Origin of the sequence: Actinomadura sediminis (assembly GCF_042675525.1) — a bacterium.
Classification (GTDB): Bacteria; Actinomycetota; Actinomycetes; order Streptosporangiales; family Streptosporangiaceae; genus Spirillospora; species Spirillospora sediminis.
On the sequence record NZ_JBHTJA010000024.1, the window covers coordinates 57023 to 73893 of the forward strand.

Here is a 16871-nt window from a genome sequence, read left to right on the forward strand (position 1 = left end):
GTCAGGGCTGGAGAGGCCCGTGCGATGAGCGGTTCCCGAGGTCCCTCCGTCCGGCAGCGGCGGCTGGCCGCCGAGCTCCGCCGGCTCCGCGAGAGCAGGCGCCTGACCGGCGACGACGTCGCCGACCGGCTCGCGTGGTCCACCGCCAAGGTCAGCCGCATCGAGAACGCCCGCACCGGCGCGAAGATCCCCGACGTCCAGCGCCTGCTCGACCTGTACGACGTGCGCGGCGACCGCCGCGACGACCTCCTCGCGCTCGCCCGCGACGCCGGCGAGCGCGGCTGGTGGGAGGACTACCGCGACCTGCCCCGCCCCCTCGCCGACTTCATCGCCCTCGAATCCGAGGCGGGCACCATCCGCCAGTGGGAGAGCGGTTGCGTTCCCGGCCTCGTGCAGACCGAGGCGTACGCGCGGCGGCTCACGGAAGGGTTCAATGAGCTGTCCACAATGCCGCCGGGGGAGATAGCCCGCCGCGTTGAGATACGGATAAAACGACAAGACCTACTACATTGGACGAAACCGCCTCGGCTTCTGCTCGTCATTGACGAGGCCGTACTGAGGCGCCGGGTGGGCGACGCCGATGTGATGCGCGAGCAACTCGACCACATGGCCCGCATTGGAGACCTGCCGCACGTCACCCTCCAGATCCTGCCGCTGGACGTTCCGCACAGCGTGGTCGTCGAGTCGTTCACGCTCCTCGAGTTTCCCCCGGCATACGACGTCACGTTCCCTGATATCGTGCACACCGAAAGCATCACCATCAGCCACTCGGCCGATGAGCGATTCACCCACATGTATCGCCTCGCACACAACAGCCTCGCATCCCAAGCGCTCACTCCCGCCGAAACCCGGCAGCGGATCATCGAAGCCCGGGACTTGTGGTAACACATCGGCCGGTGGCGCCCACATAATAGCGAGAGGCGTGAATTGTCCGATTTCGATGTCATCGGGCACGGTTGGCGGCGAAGCACGCACTGCAATGCGAACGGAACCTGTGTCGAGGTCGCCGTTCTGTCGCCATCCGGGCTCGTCGGGGCGCGGGACGCCACGTACGGCGACCACAGCCCGGTCCTGACCTTCGGCCGAGCCGAATGGAGCGGCTTCATCGACCGGTTGAAGGAAGGTGCGTTCGACCTGCCGCGATGAAGTGAGCAGGTGAACGAAGGCGCCCGGCACCGGGACGCAGCATCACCGGGACGGCGCGAACGGGCCGGGGTCCTCGCCCGAAGACCTCGGCTCTCCCACCGGGGGCGGGCCGCTCCCTAGCGCCGCAAGAGACGGCGACCGACCATTCCGGCAACGGCGGCGCCCCCCAAGACCGCCACCGCGACCCCGGTCCGCCTCCCCACCGCCCCGCGGTCGGGACTCCGCCGGGCAGACTGCGGCCCGACCGGACCGGAGGCGATCGCCGCCGCGCACTCCTCGGCGAATATCTCCTCGAATCGCCGCCCCCGTCGTGTCAACGCGAACGACCGCCGCAGATCCCCGTGCCTGCGCCAGTAGTCACGGCCGGCATTTCCTGAGAAGAGGTCCCGCCGTGCGGCCTGTCGCACTTCCGGCTCGGACATATCCTTGAATTCCCACTGCATCCGCCACCAGTTCAGCAGCAGGTTGATATAGAGGTCCCGCCGGAACTCGTCCGAGGTCAGCCCGTCCTGAGCGCTCCAGCCCACCACGTCTCGGTAGACCGGTTCGTCGAGGACCATCCGCATCAATTCGAACTGCGTGCCGCGCGCCGCCTGTTCCCGGGCGTGCCGGGCTTCTCTGGCCTGCAACGCGACCGAGAACCCGAGCACCACCAAGGCGCCTGCCGCCAACAGGGCCGATACCGCCCCATAGGTCTGGCCGATGTTGCTCAGCAGCGGCCAATCGACATCGGACCCGGCGAACATCTCGCGCATGAAGAACGGCGAGAAAATGATCACCGCCATCGCGGCGATGATGCCGAGGGCCGTCGCCATCGAGCGGGGCCGGACTCGGACCGGACGGACGGAACGCAATACGACCCCCGCGAGAATCGACGTTCATCACCAGGGTGATTGAACGTCAACTCTCGCGGCGGGTCAACGGCGGGCCGATCGAGACCCGTACATCTCGGGCCTACTCGACCGTGACGGACTTGGCGAGGTTGCGGGGCTGGTCGACGTCGTGGCCCTTCGCGGTCGCGAGTTCGCACGCGAACACCTGGAGCGGGACGGTCGCGACGAGCGGCTGCAGGAGCGTCGGGACGGCGGGGAGCCGGATCAGCGTGTCCGCGTACGGCTCGACGGACTCGTCGCCGTCCTCGGCGATCACGATGGTGCGGGCGCCGCGGGCGCGGATCTCCTGGATGTTCGAGACGATCTTGTCGTGCAGGACGTCGCGGGCGCGCGACGGGACGACCACGACGACGGGCAGGCCCTCCTCGATGAGGGCGATCGGGCCGTGCTTGAGCTCCCCGGCGGCGAAGCCCTCGGCGTGCATGTACGCGAGCTCCTTGAGCTTCAGCGCGCCTTCGAGGGCGACGGGGAAGCCCACGTGGCGGCCGAGGAACAGGACGCACCGTTCGTTCGCGAGGGAGCGGGCCAGCTCGCGGACCGGCTCCATCGTCTCGAGGACCTTGTCGACCTTCTCGGGCATCCGCTCGAGGAGCTGGATCATCGCGAACACCTCGTCGCCCCACTTGGTGCCCCGGACCTGCGCCAGGTAGAGGGCGATCAGGTAGACGGCGACGAGCTGGGTGAGGAACGCCTTCGTGGACGCGACGGCGATCTCCGGGCCCGCGTGCGTGTAGAGGACGCCGTCGCACTCGCGGGGCAGGGTCGAGCCGTTGACGTTGCAGACGGCGAGCAGCTTCGCCTTCTGCTCGCGGGCGTGCCGGACGGCCATCAGCGTGTCCATCGTCTCGCCCGACTGGGAGATCGCGATGACGAGCGTGGTCGGCGAGAGGATCGCGTCGCGGTAGCGGAACTCGTGCGCGAGCTCGACCTCGCAGGGCAGGCCCGCCCAGTGCTCGATCGCGTACTTGGCGATCATCCCGGCGTGGTTGGCGGTGCCGCACGCGACGATGACGACCTTGTCGACCTCGCGGAGCTCGCGGTCGGAGATGCGCATCTCGTCCAGGTGCAGGCGCCCGTCGGTGCCGATGCGGCCGAGGAGGGTGTCGGCGACCGCCCGGGGCTGCTCGGCGATCTCCTTGAGCATGAAGTAGTCGTAGCCGCCCTTCTCGGCGGCCGACACGTCCCAGTCGACGTGGTACTCGTTGACCTCGGCGGGACGGCCCTCGAAGTCGGTGATCGTCACGCCGCCGGCGCGGAGCTCGACGACCTGGTCCTGGCCGAGCTCGATCGCGTCGCGGGTGTGCGCGATGAACGCGGCGACGTCGCTGGCGAGGAAGTTCTCGCCCGCGCCGACCCCGACGACGAGCGGGGAGTTGCGGCGGGCGCCGACGACCAGGTCGGGGTCGCCGGTGTGCATCGCGACGAGCGTGAACGCGCCCTCGAGACGGCGGCAGACGCGGCGCATCGCGTCGGCGAGGCCCCCGCCGTTCTTCAGCTCGTCCTCCAGGAGGTGCGCGACGGCCTCGGTGTCGGTGTCGGACTCCAGCCCGTGCCCGGCCTCGGCCAGCTCGGCGCGCAGCGCCGCGAAGTTCTCGATGATCCCGTTGTGGATGACGGCGACCGAGCCGGTGCAGTCGACGTGCGGGTGCGCGTTGCGGTCGGTCGGCGGCCCGTGCGTCGCCCACCGGGTGTGCCCCATGCCGAGCGTGCTCTCCGGCGGCGGCTCCTCCTCCAGCGCCCCGCGCAGGTTCACCAGCTTGCCCGCGCGCTTGGCCGTCGTCAGCTTCCCGTCGGCCAGCACGGCCACACCGGCCGAGTCGTAGCCGCGGTACTCCAGCCGGGCGAGCCCCTCGACGACGACGTCGAGCGCCGGCCGCGCGCCTACGTACCCCACGATTCCGCACATGGCCGCAACTCTATTCGCTGCGCGACGCCCGCCCTACCCGCATCCGCCGTAGCGGGTGACGCTAGCGTGGACGCCCGGTGAAATCCCGGAACGGACCTGAACCGGCCGTTACGTTACTGCCATGAACGGATGGGACGGCGTGCCGAGCCCCTATGTGGAACTCTCCCGCGACGCGTGGCGTCGCCTGCGCGAGAGCACGCCGCTGCCGCTGACGGCCGGCGAGCTGGACGCGCTGCGCGGGCTGCGGGACCCGATCGACATCACCGAGGTCGAGGAGGTCTACCTGCCGCTGTCGCGGCTGCTGAACCTGTTCTTCCTCGCGGACACGCGGCTGCGCGGCACCGTCAGCGAGTTCCTCGGCGGTGAGGTGAAGCCCACACCGTTCATCATCGGCGTCGCGGGCAGCGTCGCGGTGGGGAAGTCGACGACGTCGCGGCTGCTGCGCACGCTCCTGGCCCGCTGGCCGGAGCACCCGAGCGTGGAACTGGTGACGACCGACAGTTTCCTGTACCCGAACGCGATTTTGACCGAGCGCGGCATGATGGAGCGGAAGGGTTTCCCGGAGTCGTATGACCGTCGGGCGCTCGTCCGGTTCGTCTCGTCGATCAAGGCGGGCGCGGAGGAGGTGTCGATCCCGGTGTACTCGCACCTGGAGTACGACATCGTCCCGGACGCCCGGCAGACCGTGCGGCGGCCCGACATCCTGATCGTCGAGGGCCTGAACGTCCTGCAGCCGTCGCCGCCGGGCACGCTCGGCGTCTCCGACTTCTTCGACTTCTCCATCTACGTGGACGCGCGGGTCGAGGACATCCGGCAGTGGTACATCGACCGGCTGTTCGCGCTGCGCCGCACCGCGTTCACCGACCCGCGCTCGTACTTCCACAAGTACGCGCACGAGCTGGACGAGGACGAGACGGCGGCGTTCGCGCAGCGCGTGTGGCGGGACGTCAACGAGATGAACCTCGTGTCGAACATCCTCCCGACCCGTGCCCGCGCCACGCTCGTCCTCCACAAGAACAAGCAGCACGCGGTGCAACGCGTACGCCTGCGCCGCATCTGACGAGTCCGGGCGGGTTCAGAGGCGTCCCCAGGGGCCGGTGACGGCGAACGTGGTGCCCGGGTCGTAGACGTTGACGAACATGGTGCGGCCGTCGGGGCTGAAGGTCACGCCCGCGAACTCGCCCCACTCGGGGTCGTCGGCGTCGCCGATGTTCTGCCGGTTCCGGGCCATCGGGTAGACGGTGCGGCGGCGCGTGACGCCGAAGACGTGCTGGGCGCCGTCGCCGTCTTCGCAGATCATCAGGCCGCCCTGCGGGGCCGGGCAGATGTTGTCGGGCGATTCGCCGGGCTTGCCGACGCCGGTACCGGGACCGAAGACGATCACGAGCGTGAGCCGTCCGGTGTTCGGCTCGTACGACCAGACCTGCCCGAAGTGGTCCGCGCGGGAGCCCTCGCCGCTCCGGGCGTAGCTCGACACGAAGTGGACGCGGTCGCCGCTCCAGTAGCAGCCTTCGAGCTTCTGCGCGTGCGTGACGCCGCCGGACCCGAAGTCCTGGAGCCGGACGGGCGTCTCGCGGGCCAGCGGGTCGGGCACCTCCACCCATTCCACGTGCTCGAACACCGTGCCGGGCTCCTGGACGGCGGAGAGGTCCGGGACGTCGGGGACCCGCAGCGCCTCCAGCCGTCCACCGGCCCGCAGGCTCCCGAAGCCGCCGCGCGGGTCCTTCGGCAGGAACCGGTAGAACAGCCCGAACGGCTCGTCGAACGCGTCCTCGGTCTCGTAGACGGTGCCGTCGCGCGGGTCGATCGCGACCGCCTCGTGCTGGAACCGTCCGAGGGCGGTGAGCGGCTCGGGCACGGTCCGGCCGTGCTGGTACGGGTCGACCTCGAACACGAAGCCGTGGTCCTTGGCGTAGCCGTTGTCGCCCGCCTTGTCCTCGGTCTCCTCGCAGGTCAGCCAGCTCCGCCACGGGGTGGGGCCGCCCGCGCAGTTCACCGCCGTCCCGGCGATCGCGACGCGCTCCTCCCGGACCCGGTGCGCGGCGTCCACCTCCACGACGGTGCAGCCGCCCGGCCCCTCGGGGTCGTAGGTGAGGCCGTGCACGACGGGCACGCGCCGCTCGGCGTCCTGCCGGTTCTCGTGATTGCGGACGAGCCGGACGTTCCGGCCGCGCGCGGGGAACGCGGCCATGCCGTCGAAGTGGCTCGGGATCGCCCCCTCCCCCGACCGCAGCGGCTCGCCCTCGCGGGAAACGACGCCGTACCGGAAGCCGCGCGGCAGGTCGAGCAGGCCGTCCGGGTCCGGGACGAGCGGGCCGTACCCGGTCTCGCGCGCGGGGCCGACGACGGCGTCGGCGCCGTCCCCGGACATGGTGGCGCCGAACAGATGCTCGACGGCACCGATGACCGCGATGCCCGCTCCGAACGTGCCCGTCCCCGCGAGGACCTGCCGACGCGTCACTGCCATGCCCACACCACCCATCCGAAAAGACGACCCGATGTCACCCGTCCGTCGTAAATTGCATGATCTCCCACGGTGCGCGACGACTTGTTCATGTTGTCGCCACCCGAACCGACCATGAAACGGGAAAGATGCCGGAAACACCCCGCGTCCCCGAGGCCCCTACGGGGGCCGTCCCGCCTCTGCTGTCCACCCCGCCGTGGACACGTCCCCGCGCACCGCGCGCCGCGGAACCGATCGTCGTCCAGGGGCTGAGGAAACCGAAGACGCCGGCGGCCGAGTCGTGGCCGCCCGGGCTCCGGGAGGAGTTCGCCGCCGTCTCCGACACCTGGCGGCGGAACGAGGCGCCGGTCCCGGACGACGTGGACTGGGCGTGGATCGCCGAGTACTTCCGCAGCGGCGCCGCCCTCCGGGACGGGCGCGGCGGCATGCGCGGCGCGCGCTACCGCTGGCTCGTCCTGGACGGGCCCGACGACCTGGCCCGCGAGCTGCTCGCCGACACGCGCTACTTCGGCGACTGGGCCGGCTGGGTCTACGTGACGCCCCTCAAGCGGTTCGCCGCCCGGCACGGCCTGGCCGCCCGCCCGCTGATCCTGCACGCCGCCAAGGCGCACCTGTCGTGCGCGCAGGCGCTCGTCCCGTTCGTCGACGACGCCACCGCCCAGTTCATGATCAAGGGGATGGGCAAGAGCGGCGTCGAGAGCGCGTCCCGCGCCTGGTTCGCCTGGCACGGCCCGGCCGCCGCGCCGTTCGTCGTCGCGGAGGCGCTGCGCAAACCCGGCCCCAAGCGGACGTACGCGGAGCACGGCATCGCGATCATCGTGCGGGAGCACGGCGGCGCGTGCGTCCTGGACGCGGCGCGGCGGTACGGGGACGCGGCGGTCGCGGCGATGGAGGCGCTCGGCCTCGATCCCCTCGACCGGTATCCCGATCCGCTGCCGGAGCCGGACGAGGAGCACGTCCGCGCCAGGTATCCGCAGGTGCTGCTGCGCGGGCGCGAGCAGGCGCTGCCGGTGTGGGCCACCCGCAACCTCGTCACGATGCTGCGGATCTCCTCCATCGAGGACCCGTACGCGGGCTGCGAGCCGGTGTTCGAGCACCTCGACCCCGACTCGCTCGCCGAGCTGGCCTGGGCCGTGTACCAGGACGGCCACGTCCGGGACGACTGGGCCTCCCCGGGCGCGAAGTACGCGCTGCGGCGGCTCGGCAACGCCGAGACGGCCGCGCGGCTCGCGACCGTGATGGGCCGCTGGAGCCGGAACCGGGTCTGGACCGGCGGGCTCGGCGCGCTCGACGTGCTGACCGGGATCGATTCCCCGGACACGCTGCGCCACCTCGACCGGCTCGCGCGCAAGGCGGCCGACGCCAAGCGGATGCGGGAGCACGCGCGGTGGCGGCTCAACGCCGTCGCCCGCGAGCGCGGCCTGACGCCCGAGCAGCTCGCGGACCGGCTCGTCCCCGGTTTCGGCCTGGACTCCGGCGGGCTCACGCTCGACTATGGCCGGCGCCGCTTCCGCGTCGGGTTCGACGAGCGGCTCAGGCCGTTCGTCCTGGACGAGAGCGGCAAGCGGCGCGCGGCCCTGCCGAAACCGGGCGTGAAGGACGACCCGGAGCTGGCGCCCGCGTCCTACAAGCGGTTCGCCGACCTCAAGAAGGAGGTGCGGGCCGTCGCCGCCGACCAGGTCGCGCGGCTGGAGCAGGCGATGGTCGCCGGGCGGTCGTGGGCGCCCGCCGAGTTCCGCGAGGTGCTCGCCGAGCATCCGCTGATGCGGCACATCGCCCGCCGGCTCGTCTGGTCCGCCGGGGGCGAACCGTTCCGCATCGCCGAGGACGGCACGTTCGCCGACGTCCGCGACGACGCGTTCGCCCTCCCGGAAGGCGCCGCCGTCTCGCTCCCGCACCCGCTGCTGATCGAGGACCGCGCCGCCTGGGCCGAGGTGTTCGCCGACTACGAGATCCTGCAGCCGTTCCCCCAGCTCGGACGGCCCGTCCACCGGCTGACGGACGACGAACGCGCCTCGACGCGTCTCGGCCGGTTCAGCGGCGGCACCGCCCACTTCGGCCGGATCCTGGGCCTGACCTCGCGGGGCTGGGAACTGGGCGAGACGGAGGACGGCGGATTCCGCCGCCAGGTGATCCGCACGGCGCCCGGCGGCCGGCGCGTGATGGCGTTCTTCACCCCCGGCATCCGCGTCCTCGCCCCGGAGGAGTACGCCGAGCAGGAGTTCGGCGACGTCATCGTGCTGTCCTCCGGCACGACGACGCCGTGGCGCGACCTCGACCCCGTCACCGCGTCCGAGGTCCTCAACGACCTGACCCGCCTCACGTCCTGACGGGCGAGTGGGTCGTCCAGGTGTTGCGGGCGGTCGGGCAGGTCGGGGGGCTCGACGAGTTCTGAGGCGGGCGGCGCGGGGTCACTGGGACAGGACGTTGATCACGCGGCCGTTGGGGTCGCGGACGAAGAAGCGGCGGACGCCCCACCCCTCGTCCCGCAGCGGGTGGACGATCTCCGCGCCGCTCGCCCGCATCGCCGCGTGGGCCGCGTCGACGTCGTCCACCTCGACGCTCATGTCGGGGACGACCGGGGCGGTCTCGTCATGGGTCATGAAGGTGACCTGGGCGGTCGGGTTGGAGGGGGACGCGAGGGTCATGACCCAGCCGAGGTTCATGACCTCCTCGAAGCCCAGGAGGCCGTAGAAGTCGCGGCTCTCCTCCATGGCCTCGGAGCGGATGTCGGGCATGGCTCGGCGGATGGTCACGGCGTCTCCCGGTGCGTCGGCTCGCGTACCCGTCCAGGGTGGCACGACCGGGCGGTCAGGCCTCGGCGGCGAGGGTGGCGCCGGGGCCGGCGAACACGGTTCCGGCCGCGTCCGGGCCGGTCGTGCTCCAACAGTCGTTGAGGTCGTGATTCCGCCAGCCCGGTGCGGGTGGCGCTTGTTGGGTGGGAGCGTCCACCTCCACCGACACAGGACGGGGTCGCCGATGTCCGCACTCGTCGAGCCGGGCGGCCGCCCGGCCGCGCCGCCCGCGCCGGCCGGGTGGCCGGCGGTGCTGTCGATGACGCTCGGCGTCTTCTCGATCGTCACCACCGAGATCCTCCCGATCGGCCTGCTGACGTCGATCGGTGCGAGCTTCGCCGTCTCCGACGGCACGGCCGGGCTGATGATGACGATGCCCGGATACCTGGCGGCGTTCTCGGCTCCCGCGCTCACCGTCGCGACGGCCCGGGTCGACCGGCGGGTGATGCTGTGCGCCCTGATGTTCCTGCTGGCCGCGGCGAACTTCCTCGCCGCGGCCGCTCCCGGGTACGGGGCGATGCTCGTCTCGCGCGTCCTGGTCGGCGTCGTCATCGGCGGGTTCTGGTCGATCGGCGCGGGTCTGGGCGGACGGCTCGTCCCCGCGCGCTCGGTGCGCCGGGCGACGGCCGTCGTCTTCTCGGCCGTCCCGCTGGGGTCGGTCCTCGGGGTTCCGCTGGGGACGCTGCTCGGGAGCCTGGGCGGATGGCGGATCAGTTTCGCGGTGCTGGGCGTCCTGTCGGTGGCGGTGCTCGCGGCGCTGGCGCTGCTGCTGCCGCCGCTGCCCGCGGAGCGGGCCACCGGGCTCGACGTACTGCGCGGCGCGGTCCGCGGCGCAGGGACCCGGTTCGCGCTGGCGACGACGGTGCTGATCGTCCTCGCGCACTTCGGCGCCTACACGTACGTGGCGCCGTTCCTGGAGCAGGTCACCCGCGTGTCCGCGCAATCGATCACGGTGTTCCTGCTGGCCTTCGGCGTCGCGGGGATCGCGGGCAACTTCCTCGCGGGCGCCGCCGTCGCGCGCCGTCCGCACGCCGCGTTCGGCGTCGCCGCGGGACTGATCGCCGTGGCCGCGCTGGCGCTCCCCGTTCTGGGGCGGTGGGAGCCGGGCGCCGTGGCGCTGCTGCTCGTGTGGGGCCTGGGGTACGGCGCCGTGCCGGTGTGCTCGCAGGCGTGGTTCGTCAGGGCCGTCCCGCACGCGCCGGAAGCGGCGTCGGTGCTGTTCACCGCGTCGTTCCAGGCGACCCTGTCGACCGGAGCCCTGGTCGGCGGCGTCGTCGTGGACCGCACGTCGCCGCCGACGGTGCTGGTGCTCGGCGGGGCCACCGCCGCGGTCATGGCCGCGCTCGTCGCGGCGCACTTCCGCGTTGCTCGCTGAAGGCAAAAGTTCCGCTGCGGGCCACGAAATTACAAGATTAGGTCATACCATGACAATGAGTGGTCGATGACGGTGCATGTTCGGTCAACGTGCCCCCTCGACATGCCCCTGACCTGTGAGGAGCCCCCGAGTGGACCGCGCCGTACCCTTCGCGGGACCCGGTGAGGTCGACGTGCGCGCCGGCCTTCCCCCGGCGATGCGCCCCGGCCCGGACGAGCGCCGCCGGCTGGCCGAGGCCGCCGTGGCCACGCTGGCCGGCAACTGGACGGGCGCCGCCACGCTGCCGTCCCGCACGCAGTACCCGCACCAGTGGAGCTGGGACTCGGCGTTCATCGCGATCGGGCTGGCCCGCGTCGACCAGGACCGCGCGCAGCGCGAGCTGCTCGGCCTGCTCCGCGCCCAGTGGGACACCGGACGCCTCCCCCACATCGTCTACGGCGACACCGAGGACGAGTCGTACTTCCCCGGCCCCGGCTTCTGGGACAGCCGCGGCGTCCCGGACGCCCCCGCCGTGCGGACGTCCGGCATCGTGCAGCCGCCCGTGCACGCCCGCGCGGCGCTGACCGTCTGCACGCGCGCCGGCGACGAGGCGGCGGCCCTCCGGTTCCTCGCCGAGGCGTACCCGAAGCTCGCCGCGCAGCACCGCTACCTGCTCGAACGGCGCGACCTCGACGGCGGCGGGCTGGCGTGCATCGTGCACCCGTGGGAGTCCGGGACGGACAACAGCCCCGCGTGGGACCCGTTCCTGACCCGGTTCACCGAGGCGCGGTCCCTGTTCGTCCGCCAGGACATGGTGCACGTTCCGGCGGACGAGCGGCCCAGCGACGCGGACTACTCGGCGTACATCGCGCTGGCCGAGAGCTACCGCGACATCGGCTACGACGACCTCAAGCTCCTCGACAAGCACGGCTTCACGGTCGAGGACCCGCTGTTCAACGCGATCCTGCTGGACGGCGAGCTGTGCCTCGCCGAGATCGCCCGGCGGCTCGGCCGCGACCCGGGACCGCACCTGCGGTCCGCCCGCGCCGTGCACCGGGGGCTGATGGAGCGGCTGTGGGACGACGAGCGCGGCACGTTCGTCGCCCGCGACGTCCGCACCGGCGTCCGGGGGACGGCCGCGACGGTCTCCGGGTTCGCGCCGCTGCTCGACCCGTGGCTGCCCGCCGACGTGCGCGACCGGCTGGTCGGGCTGCTGCTGTCGCCCGCGTTCATGGGCGGCTGCGGCCACCCCGTGCCCACCTACGATCTGCGCGAGCCGAACTTCGACCGCCGCCGCTACTGGCGCGGCCCGACGTGGGTGAACACCAACTGGCTGCTGTGGGTCGGCGCGCTGCGCGCCGGGCGGCCCGACATCGCCCGGACGATCTCCGCGTCGACCCTCGGCCTGGTGGGGCGCTCGGGGTTCCGGGAGTACTTCGACCCCGTGGACGGCGGCGGGCGCGGGGCGTGCGACTTCAGCTGGTCGGCGGCGCTCGCCCTCGACATGCTCGCCGCGGACGACGGCGCCGTGCCGCTGCCGTCGATCGTGCACGACGGCGCGCGCCGGCTGGACGCGTCGACGCCCGGCCGGCTCGGGGCCATGACCGGGACGGGCGCCGCCGAGCGCTGACCGGGGTCAGGCGAAGGGGCCGCGCGGGCCGAACGCGAGGGCGGTGAAGCGCTCGCCGATGCGGCGGTGCGCGGCGGCGTCCGGGTGGAGGTCGTCGGGCAGCGGAAGCTCGGCGAAGTCGGTCTCGCCGTAGAGGTCGCGGCCGTCCAGGTAGTGCAGGTTCGGGTCGTCGTCCGCGCGCTGCCCGACGATGCGGGCCAGTTCGTCCCGGACGACGTTCAGCGTCAGCTTGCCGCGCGCGCGGTCCGCCGGGTCGCCCGTGGCCTGGAACCGCAGCCGTCCCTCCGCGAGGCCGGCGGCGTCCATGCCGGTGGGGCCGGGGACGTCCTCGTGGATGCGGCAGTAGATGGGCGAGACGACGAGCAGGGGCGCGTCCGGGTGGCCCTCGCGGACGGTGTCGAGGAACCCGTGGACGGCGGGGGTGAAGGCCCGCAGCCGCATCGCGTCGGCGTTGACCAGGTTGATGCCGATCTTGACGCTGATCAGGTCGGCGGGGACGTCGCGCATGGCGCGGGCGGTGAACGGGTCGAGCAGGGCGCTGCCGCCCAGGCCGAGGTTGACCAGTTCCGCTCCGGCTTCGAGGGCGGCGAGCGCGGGCCACGTGGTGGTGGGGCTCGCGGCGTCCGAACCGTGGCTGATCGAGCTGCCGTGGTGCAGCCAGACGCGGCGGCCCCGGTCCGGGAGGGGCTCGACGGGCGCGTCGGTGCGCAGGGCGACGAGCTCGGTCGTCTCGTTGTGCGGCAGCCAGATCTCGACGTCCTTGACGTGGCCGGGCAGCCCGGTGAAGCGGACGGTGCCGGACGGCCCGGGCCGGTGCTCGGCGGCCCCGGTCGCGACGTCGATGACGAGCACGTCGCCGCCGGGCAGGACGGCCTGGTCGTGCAGGCGGCCGTCGACGAGCAGGTCGTACACGCCGTCCGGGCGGGGCGGTGCGCCGGTGTAGGAGCGCTTGGTGGGCACCGCGTCGAGTTCGACGGCGGTGGCGCGGGTGCGGAACGCCAGCCGGACGCCGGACGGCTGTGACTCGGCCATCGCGAGCTGCCCGTCGATGTTCTGCGCGCGGGCCCGCGGCGGCAGCCGGTGCGGCAGCACGCCCCGCGCGGTGCGCTCGAGGTCGAGGGCACCGCGCAGGATGTCCGCGGTGACGGGCGTGGTGATCCAGTTCTGCATGGTGGTTAGCCGTTCCCTTGAGTCTTATTGGTTACAGCCTAATGGGTGTAGGCAAATCGGCGATGACCCGGAGAGATACGTAAAACATTCGAATGGTGCTAACATCTGGATTCTTCGAGTATCTGACGGTGTCCGAGGGCGAGGAGGTGCGATGGTCAGGCTCACGCGGGCCCAGCAGCAGGAGCGGACGCGCGCGGCCGTGCTGGTCGCGGCGCGGGCGGAGTTCGCCGAACGCGGCTACGCCGACGCGAAGATCGACCGGATCGCGGAGCGGGCCGAACTCACCCGCGGCGCGGTCTACTCGAACTTCCCGAGCAAGCGCGCGCTCTACCTGGCGGTCCTCGTCGACTCGCTCGACGACGCCGAGGCCCCCGAGGCGCCGCCCGCGGCCTCGCTCGGCGAGTCGCTCGGCGCGTTCGCCCGCGGCCGGCTCGAACGCCTCCCGATGAGCGGCGACTCCCCCGCGGGCGCCGGGCTGCGGCTGCGGTCGGTGGCCGGCCTGTTCGACGACGACCGCGGCCGGGCCGCGCTCGCGCAGGTCACCCGGCTGGAGGCGCTGCTGCTCGGGCTGGCGCTGGAGTCGCACGCGCCGCACGTCCGGCGCGTCCGGCTGGCCGAGCTGGCGCTGACGCTGCTCACCGGGTCCGGGCACCTCGCGGGCGCCGCGCCCGGGTTCGGCGACCCGTTCGACGTCGCGCGCGCCTGCCGCCACCTCGCCGGGCTCGACCTCGCGGACGCCTGGGACCCGCCGCACCTCCCGTACGCCGCCCCCGCGACGCCCGTCCGGGCCGCCTGGGAGCCGCCCGGGGAGCAGACCGACGAGATCACCGGCCGGCCGGCCGGGCTCGCCGCCGACGGGGTCGTCGCGGTCCTCGGCACCGGCCGGCTCGGCGCTGCGGAGGAGGCGGTCCGCGCGGCCCGCCCCGGCGAGCGGGTGACCGTGGCCGTCGTGACGGCCGACCCCGAGGAGGTCGGGCGGCTCGTGCGGCTGCGGATCGGCGACACGGTCCGGTGCCTGCGCCGCGCGTTCCCCCCGGACGCCTGGCCCGGCCTGCGCCTCGTCCTGGACGAGCGCGGCACCGTCGCGGCGGCCGCGGGCGTCCCCGAACCGGACGACGGCACCGAGACCGCCGTCCGCGTCCGCGCGGGCGAGATCGTCGCGCGCGCGGACGGGCGCGGCGCGGCGCACGCCGTCGCGGCCGGCGGGACGCGGGTGTGACGATGCGCGCGACCGGCACCGACCTGCTCGTCCTGCACACCCTGCGCTGCGTCGGCGTCGCGGGCGCCGCCCGGCTCGCCGAGGCCGCCGCGCTGCCCGAACCCGACGTGGAATCCGAACTGATCGACCTCGCGGTGTCGGGCCTCGTCACGCACCTGCCCGGCGAGTTCGGCGGGTGGAGCATCACCGACGCCGGGCGGGCGTCGGACGCCGCGCGCGTCCGCGGCGAGCTCGACGCGGCGGGCGCCCGTCCCCGGGTCGCCGCGGCCTTCGACCGCTTTCTCGTGCTGAACCCGGAGATGCTCGACCTCTGCACGGCGTGGCAGCTCCGCACCGACGACGGCGCCCGGGTGCTGGACGCGCTGGCGGACTTCCACCTGCGCGCCGACGCCGTCTGCGCCGACCTCGCCGCGGCCCTGCCGCGGTTCCGGCGGTACCGCGACCGGCTCGCCCGCGCGCTCGCCCGGGCCCGCGCGGGCGACGTCGAGTACGTCACCGACGACCTCGCCTCGTACCACACGGTGTGGTTCCAGCTCCACGAGGACCTCCTCGTCACCCTGGGCATTCCGCGATGACCTGGGTGCATCCGCTCGTGCCGGACGCCGCCGAGCCCGCGGACGTCCTCGGCGCCAAGGCGCACGGCCTGATCACGCTGCGCCGCCTCGGGCTGCCGGTGCCGCCCGGTTTCGTCGTCGGCGCCCCGGCCTGCCGCGCGTTCCTGCGCGACGGCCGCTTCCCGGACGGTCTCCGCGGCGAGCTCGACGCGGCCGTCGCGGACCTGGAGGCCGCCACCGGGCGGCGCCTCGGCGGCCCCGGCCGTCCGCTGGCGCTCGCCGTCCGCTCGGGCGGCGCGGTGTCGATGCCCGGGATGATGAGCACGATCCTGAACCTCGGCCTCACGGCGGAGGCGACGGCGGCCCTGGCCGCCGACACGGGCGACGAGGCCTTCGCGCACGACTCCCGCCGCAGGTTCCTGGAAAGCCTCACCGCGGCAATGTCGGGAACCGCTCCGGCGGCCCGGGACACCGCCGCGAACGGGCCGTCCCGGCCGCGCGTGCCGCCTTCCGTCGCGGGGCTCGGCACAGCGGTTCCGGAGGACGCGAGGGCGCAGCTCGACCTCGCCGTGCGGGCGGTGTTCGCGTCGTGGAACACGGCGCGCGCGCAGACCTATCGCGCGGTCCACGGCGTCCCGGACGGCGCGGGGACGGCCGTGACCGTGCAGGCGATGGTGTTCGGCAACCGCGACGGCCGCAGCGGGACGGGCGTCGCGTTCAGCCGCGACCCGAGCACCGGCGAGCACGTCCCGTCCGGGGAGGTCCTGTTCGCCGCCCAGGGCGAGGACGTGGTGTCCGGGCGGTCGAGCCCGCTGCGGCTGTCCGCACTGGCCGAGCGGGAACCGGGCCTATGGGCCGACCTCGCCGGCGCGCTGCGGCGGATCGAGGAGCACTACCGGGACGCATGCCACGTGGAGTTCACGTTCGAGTCGGGCGCGCTGTGGCTGCTGCAGGTCCGGGCCGGGGGCCTCACCGGGCGCGCGGCTGTGCGGGTCGCGGTCGACCTGGCCGACGCGGGCTTGATCGACCGGCGGGAGGCGGTCCGGCGCGTGTCGCCGCGCGACCTGCGGCTCGCGCGCGCGCCTCGGCTCGACCCGGCCGGACGGGACGTCCTCGCCCGCGGCGTCGGCGCCTCGCCGGGCGTCGCGACCGGGCGGGTGGCGGCCACCGCGGACGACGCGGTCCGCATGGCGGCGGACGGCCCGGTCGTCCTGGTCCGTCCGGAGACGTCGCCGCTCGACATGCACGGGCTCGCGGCGGCCGCGGGCGTCGTCACCGCCGTGGGCGGGACGACGAGCCACGCGGCGGTCGTCGCGCGGTCGATGGGCAGACCGGCCGTCGTGGGGGCGCGGGGACTCGACGTCCCGGCGGGCACGCTCGTCACGATCGACGGGACGGGCGGTGAGGTCGTCGCCGGGCGCGCCGGAACCGTCGCGTCGCCGGACCCGCACCTGGGGCGGCTGCTCGCGTGGGCGGGCGCGGCCGGCTGAGGCCCGTCAGGCGAGGCGGGCGCAGTGCCGGCAGGCCCGCGCGGACGCCGCGACCTTCGCGTGGGACGCGACGGCGAGGACGGCGATCAGCGCGGCGAGCGGCCAGTTCGCGGCCAGCGCGGACGCGACGGTGAGGGCGACGGCGCTGACGCCGAGAGCCGCACCGGCGACCGTCCCGGCCCACGCGACCGTCCGCGGCAGCCCGTGCGGGACGGGCAGGCGGCGGCCCCACGCGCCGGTGGCGGCGAGG

14 protein-coding genes and 1 pseudogene are annotated in these 16871 nt (G+C 73.5%); 9 read left to right on the forward strand and 6 right to left on the reverse strand.

Features of this window, described 5'->3' with window-relative positions; all coding sequences use genetic code 11:
• The first annotated feature begins 24 nt into the window (after positions 1–24).
• Positions 25–885: a helix-turn-helix domain-containing protein gene (locus ACFQ11_RS14995; RefSeq protein WP_378298915.1), complete on the forward strand. Its 861-nt coding sequence runs from the start codon at positions 25–27 to the stop codon at positions 883–885.
• A 42-nt stretch (positions 886–927) separates the two neighbouring features.
• A complete protein-coding gene (locus ACFQ11_RS15000) occupies positions 928–1146 on the forward strand; it encodes a DUF397 domain-containing protein (protein WP_378298916.1) in 219 nt (72 codons plus the stop codon).
• 116 nt (positions 1147–1262) lie between these two features.
• On the opposite strand, the gene ACFQ11_RS15005 is transcribed toward ACFQ11_RS15000, so the two are convergent.
• Together ACFQ11_RS15005 and glmS are read right to left on the reverse strand one after the other, a co-directional pair.
• Positions 1263–1961 (reverse strand): DUF6082 family protein, encoded by a 699-nt coding sequence (locus ACFQ11_RS15005; protein ID WP_378298917.1) that lies wholly within the window; start codon positions 1959–1961, stop codon positions 1263–1265.
• Between the two features lie 139 nt (positions 1962–2100).
• On the reverse strand, positions 2101–3945 hold the full coding sequence (gene glmS / locus ACFQ11_RS15010; RefSeq protein WP_378298918.1) for a glutamine--fructose-6-phosphate transaminase (isomerizing): 1845 nt from the start codon (positions 3943–3945) through the stop codon (positions 2101–2103).
• A 121-nt stretch (positions 3946–4066) separates the two neighbouring features.
• On the opposite strand from glmS, the gene coaA reads away from it, so the two are divergent.
• Positions 4067–5005 carry a type I pantothenate kinase gene (gene coaA, locus ACFQ11_RS15015; RefSeq protein ID WP_378298919.1) on the forward strand — a complete coding sequence of 313 codons (939 nt, stop codon included), beginning with the start codon at positions 4067–4069 and terminating at the stop codon, positions 5003–5005.
• Positions 5006–5020: 15 nt separating this feature from the next.
• Here the strand turns inward: coaA and ACFQ11_RS15020 are convergent, their stop codons facing one another.
• Positions 5021–6412 (reverse strand): alkaline phosphatase PhoX, encoded by a 1392-nt coding sequence (locus ACFQ11_RS15020; RefSeq protein WP_378298920.1) that lies wholly within the window; start codon positions 6410–6412, stop codon positions 5021–5023.
• A gap of 125 nt (positions 6413–6537) precedes the next feature.
• Here ACFQ11_RS15020 and ACFQ11_RS15025 point away from each other — a divergent pair, with 125 nt between their 5' ends.
• Positions 6538–8739: a DUF4132 domain-containing protein gene (locus ACFQ11_RS15025; RefSeq protein WP_378298921.1), complete on the forward strand. Its 2202-nt coding sequence runs from the start codon at positions 6538–6540 to the stop codon at positions 8737–8739.
• Positions 8740–8820: 81 nt separating this feature from the next.
• Here the strand turns inward: ACFQ11_RS15025 and ACFQ11_RS15030 are convergent, their stop codons facing one another.
• Positions 8821–9147: a VOC family protein gene (locus tag ACFQ11_RS15030; RefSeq protein WP_378298931.1), complete on the reverse strand. Its 327-nt coding sequence runs from the start codon at positions 9145–9147 to the stop codon at positions 8821–8823.
• 241 nt (positions 9148–9388) lie between these two features.
• On the opposite strand from ACFQ11_RS15030, the gene ACFQ11_RS15035 reads away from it, so the two are divergent.
• A complete protein-coding gene (locus ACFQ11_RS15035; RefSeq protein WP_378298922.1) occupies positions 9389–10579 on the forward strand; it encodes an MFS transporter in 1191 nt (396 codons plus the stop codon).
• Positions 10580–10709: 130 nt separating this feature from the next.
• The gene (locus ACFQ11_RS15040) at positions 10710–12188 is read left to right on the forward strand and encodes an MGH1-like glycoside hydrolase domain-containing protein (protein WP_378298923.1); all 1479 of its coding nucleotides are present in this window, start codon (positions 10710–10712) and stop codon (positions 12186–12188) included.
• 6 nt (positions 12189–12194) lie between these two features.
• On the opposite strand, the gene ACFQ11_RS15045 is transcribed toward ACFQ11_RS15040, so the two are convergent.
• Complete coding sequence (locus ACFQ11_RS15045) at positions 12195–13358, reverse strand: GDSL-type esterase/lipase family protein (protein ID WP_378298924.1); 1164 nt, start codon at positions 13356–13358, stop codon at positions 12195–12197.
• 151 nt (positions 13359–13509) lie between these two features.
• On the opposite strand from ACFQ11_RS15045, the gene ACFQ11_RS15050 reads away from it, so the two are divergent.
• The 3 genes from ACFQ11_RS15050 to ACFQ11_RS15060 are packed head-to-tail and all read left to right on the forward strand — an operon-like array spanning position 13510 to position 16621.
• Positions 13510–14577 (forward strand): helix-turn-helix domain-containing protein, encoded by a 1068-nt coding sequence (locus ACFQ11_RS15050; RefSeq protein WP_378298925.1) that lies wholly within the window; start codon positions 13510–13512, stop codon positions 14575–14577.
• Positions 14578–14579: 2 nt separating this feature from the next.
• Positions 14580–15152: a transcriptional regulator gene (locus ACFQ11_RS15055; protein ID WP_378298932.1), complete on the forward strand. Its 573-nt coding sequence runs from the start codon at positions 14580–14582 to the stop codon at positions 15150–15152.
• Positions 15149–16621 carry a pyruvate, phosphate dikinase gene (locus tag ACFQ11_RS15060; RefSeq protein ID WP_378298926.1) on the forward strand — a complete coding sequence of 491 codons (1473 nt, stop codon included), beginning with the start codon at positions 15149–15151 and terminating at the stop codon, positions 16619–16621. Before ACFQ11_RS15055 ends, ACFQ11_RS15060 begins: the two co-directional genes overlap by 4 nt.
• Positions 16622–16627: 6 nt before the next feature.
• Here ACFQ11_RS15060 and ACFQ11_RS15065 read toward each other — a convergent pair.
• Positions 16628–16871: pseudogene (locus ACFQ11_RS15065) on the reverse strand (hypothetical protein); the annotation flags it as partial.

Bases quoted from the DNA above. Each gene is read 5' to 3' on its own strand.
- ACFQ11_RS14995 (WP_378298915.1), top strand. From the start codon at position 25: ATGAGCGGTTCCCGAGGTCCCTCCGTCCGGCAGCGGCGGCTGGCCGCC.
- coaA (WP_378298919.1), top strand. From the start codon at position 4,067: ATGAACGGATGGGACGGCGTGCCGAGCCCCTATGTGGAACTCTCCCGC.
- ACFQ11_RS15030 (WP_378298931.1), bottom strand. From the start codon at position 9,147: ATGCCCGACATCCGCTCCGAGGCCATGGAGGAGAGCCGCGACTTCTAC.
- ACFQ11_RS15035 (WP_378298922.1), top strand. From the start codon at position 9,389: ATGTCCGCACTCGTCGAGCCGGGCGGCCGCCCGGCCGCGCCGCCCGCG.
- ACFQ11_RS15055 (WP_378298932.1), top strand. From the start codon at position 14,580: ATGCGCGCGACCGGCACCGACCTGCTCGTCCTGCACACCCTGCGCTGC.
- ACFQ11_RS15025 (WP_378298921.1), top strand. From the start codon at position 6,538: ATGCCGGAAACACCCCGCGTCCCCGAGGCCCCTACGGGGGCCGTCCCG.
- ACFQ11_RS15005 (WP_378298917.1), bottom strand. From the start codon at position 1,961: ATGGCGACGGCCCTCGGCATCATCGCCGCGATGGCGGTGATCATTTTC.
- glmS (WP_378298918.1), bottom strand. From the start codon at position 3,945: ATGTGCGGAATCGTGGGGTACGTAGGCGCGCGGCCGGCGCTCGACGTC.
- ACFQ11_RS15060 (WP_378298926.1), top strand. From the start codon at position 15,149: ATGACCTGGGTGCATCCGCTCGTGCCGGACGCCGCCGAGCCCGCGGAC.
- ACFQ11_RS15045 (WP_378298924.1), bottom strand. From the start codon at position 13,358: ATGCAGAACTGGATCACCACGCCCGTCACCGCGGACATCCTGCGCGGT.
- ACFQ11_RS15020 (WP_378298920.1), bottom strand. From the start codon at position 6,412: ATGGCAGTGACGCGTCGGCAGGTCCTCGCGGGGACGGGCACGTTCGGA.
- ACFQ11_RS15050 (WP_378298925.1), top strand. From the start codon at position 13,510: ATGGTCAGGCTCACGCGGGCCCAGCAGCAGGAGCGGACGCGCGCGGCC.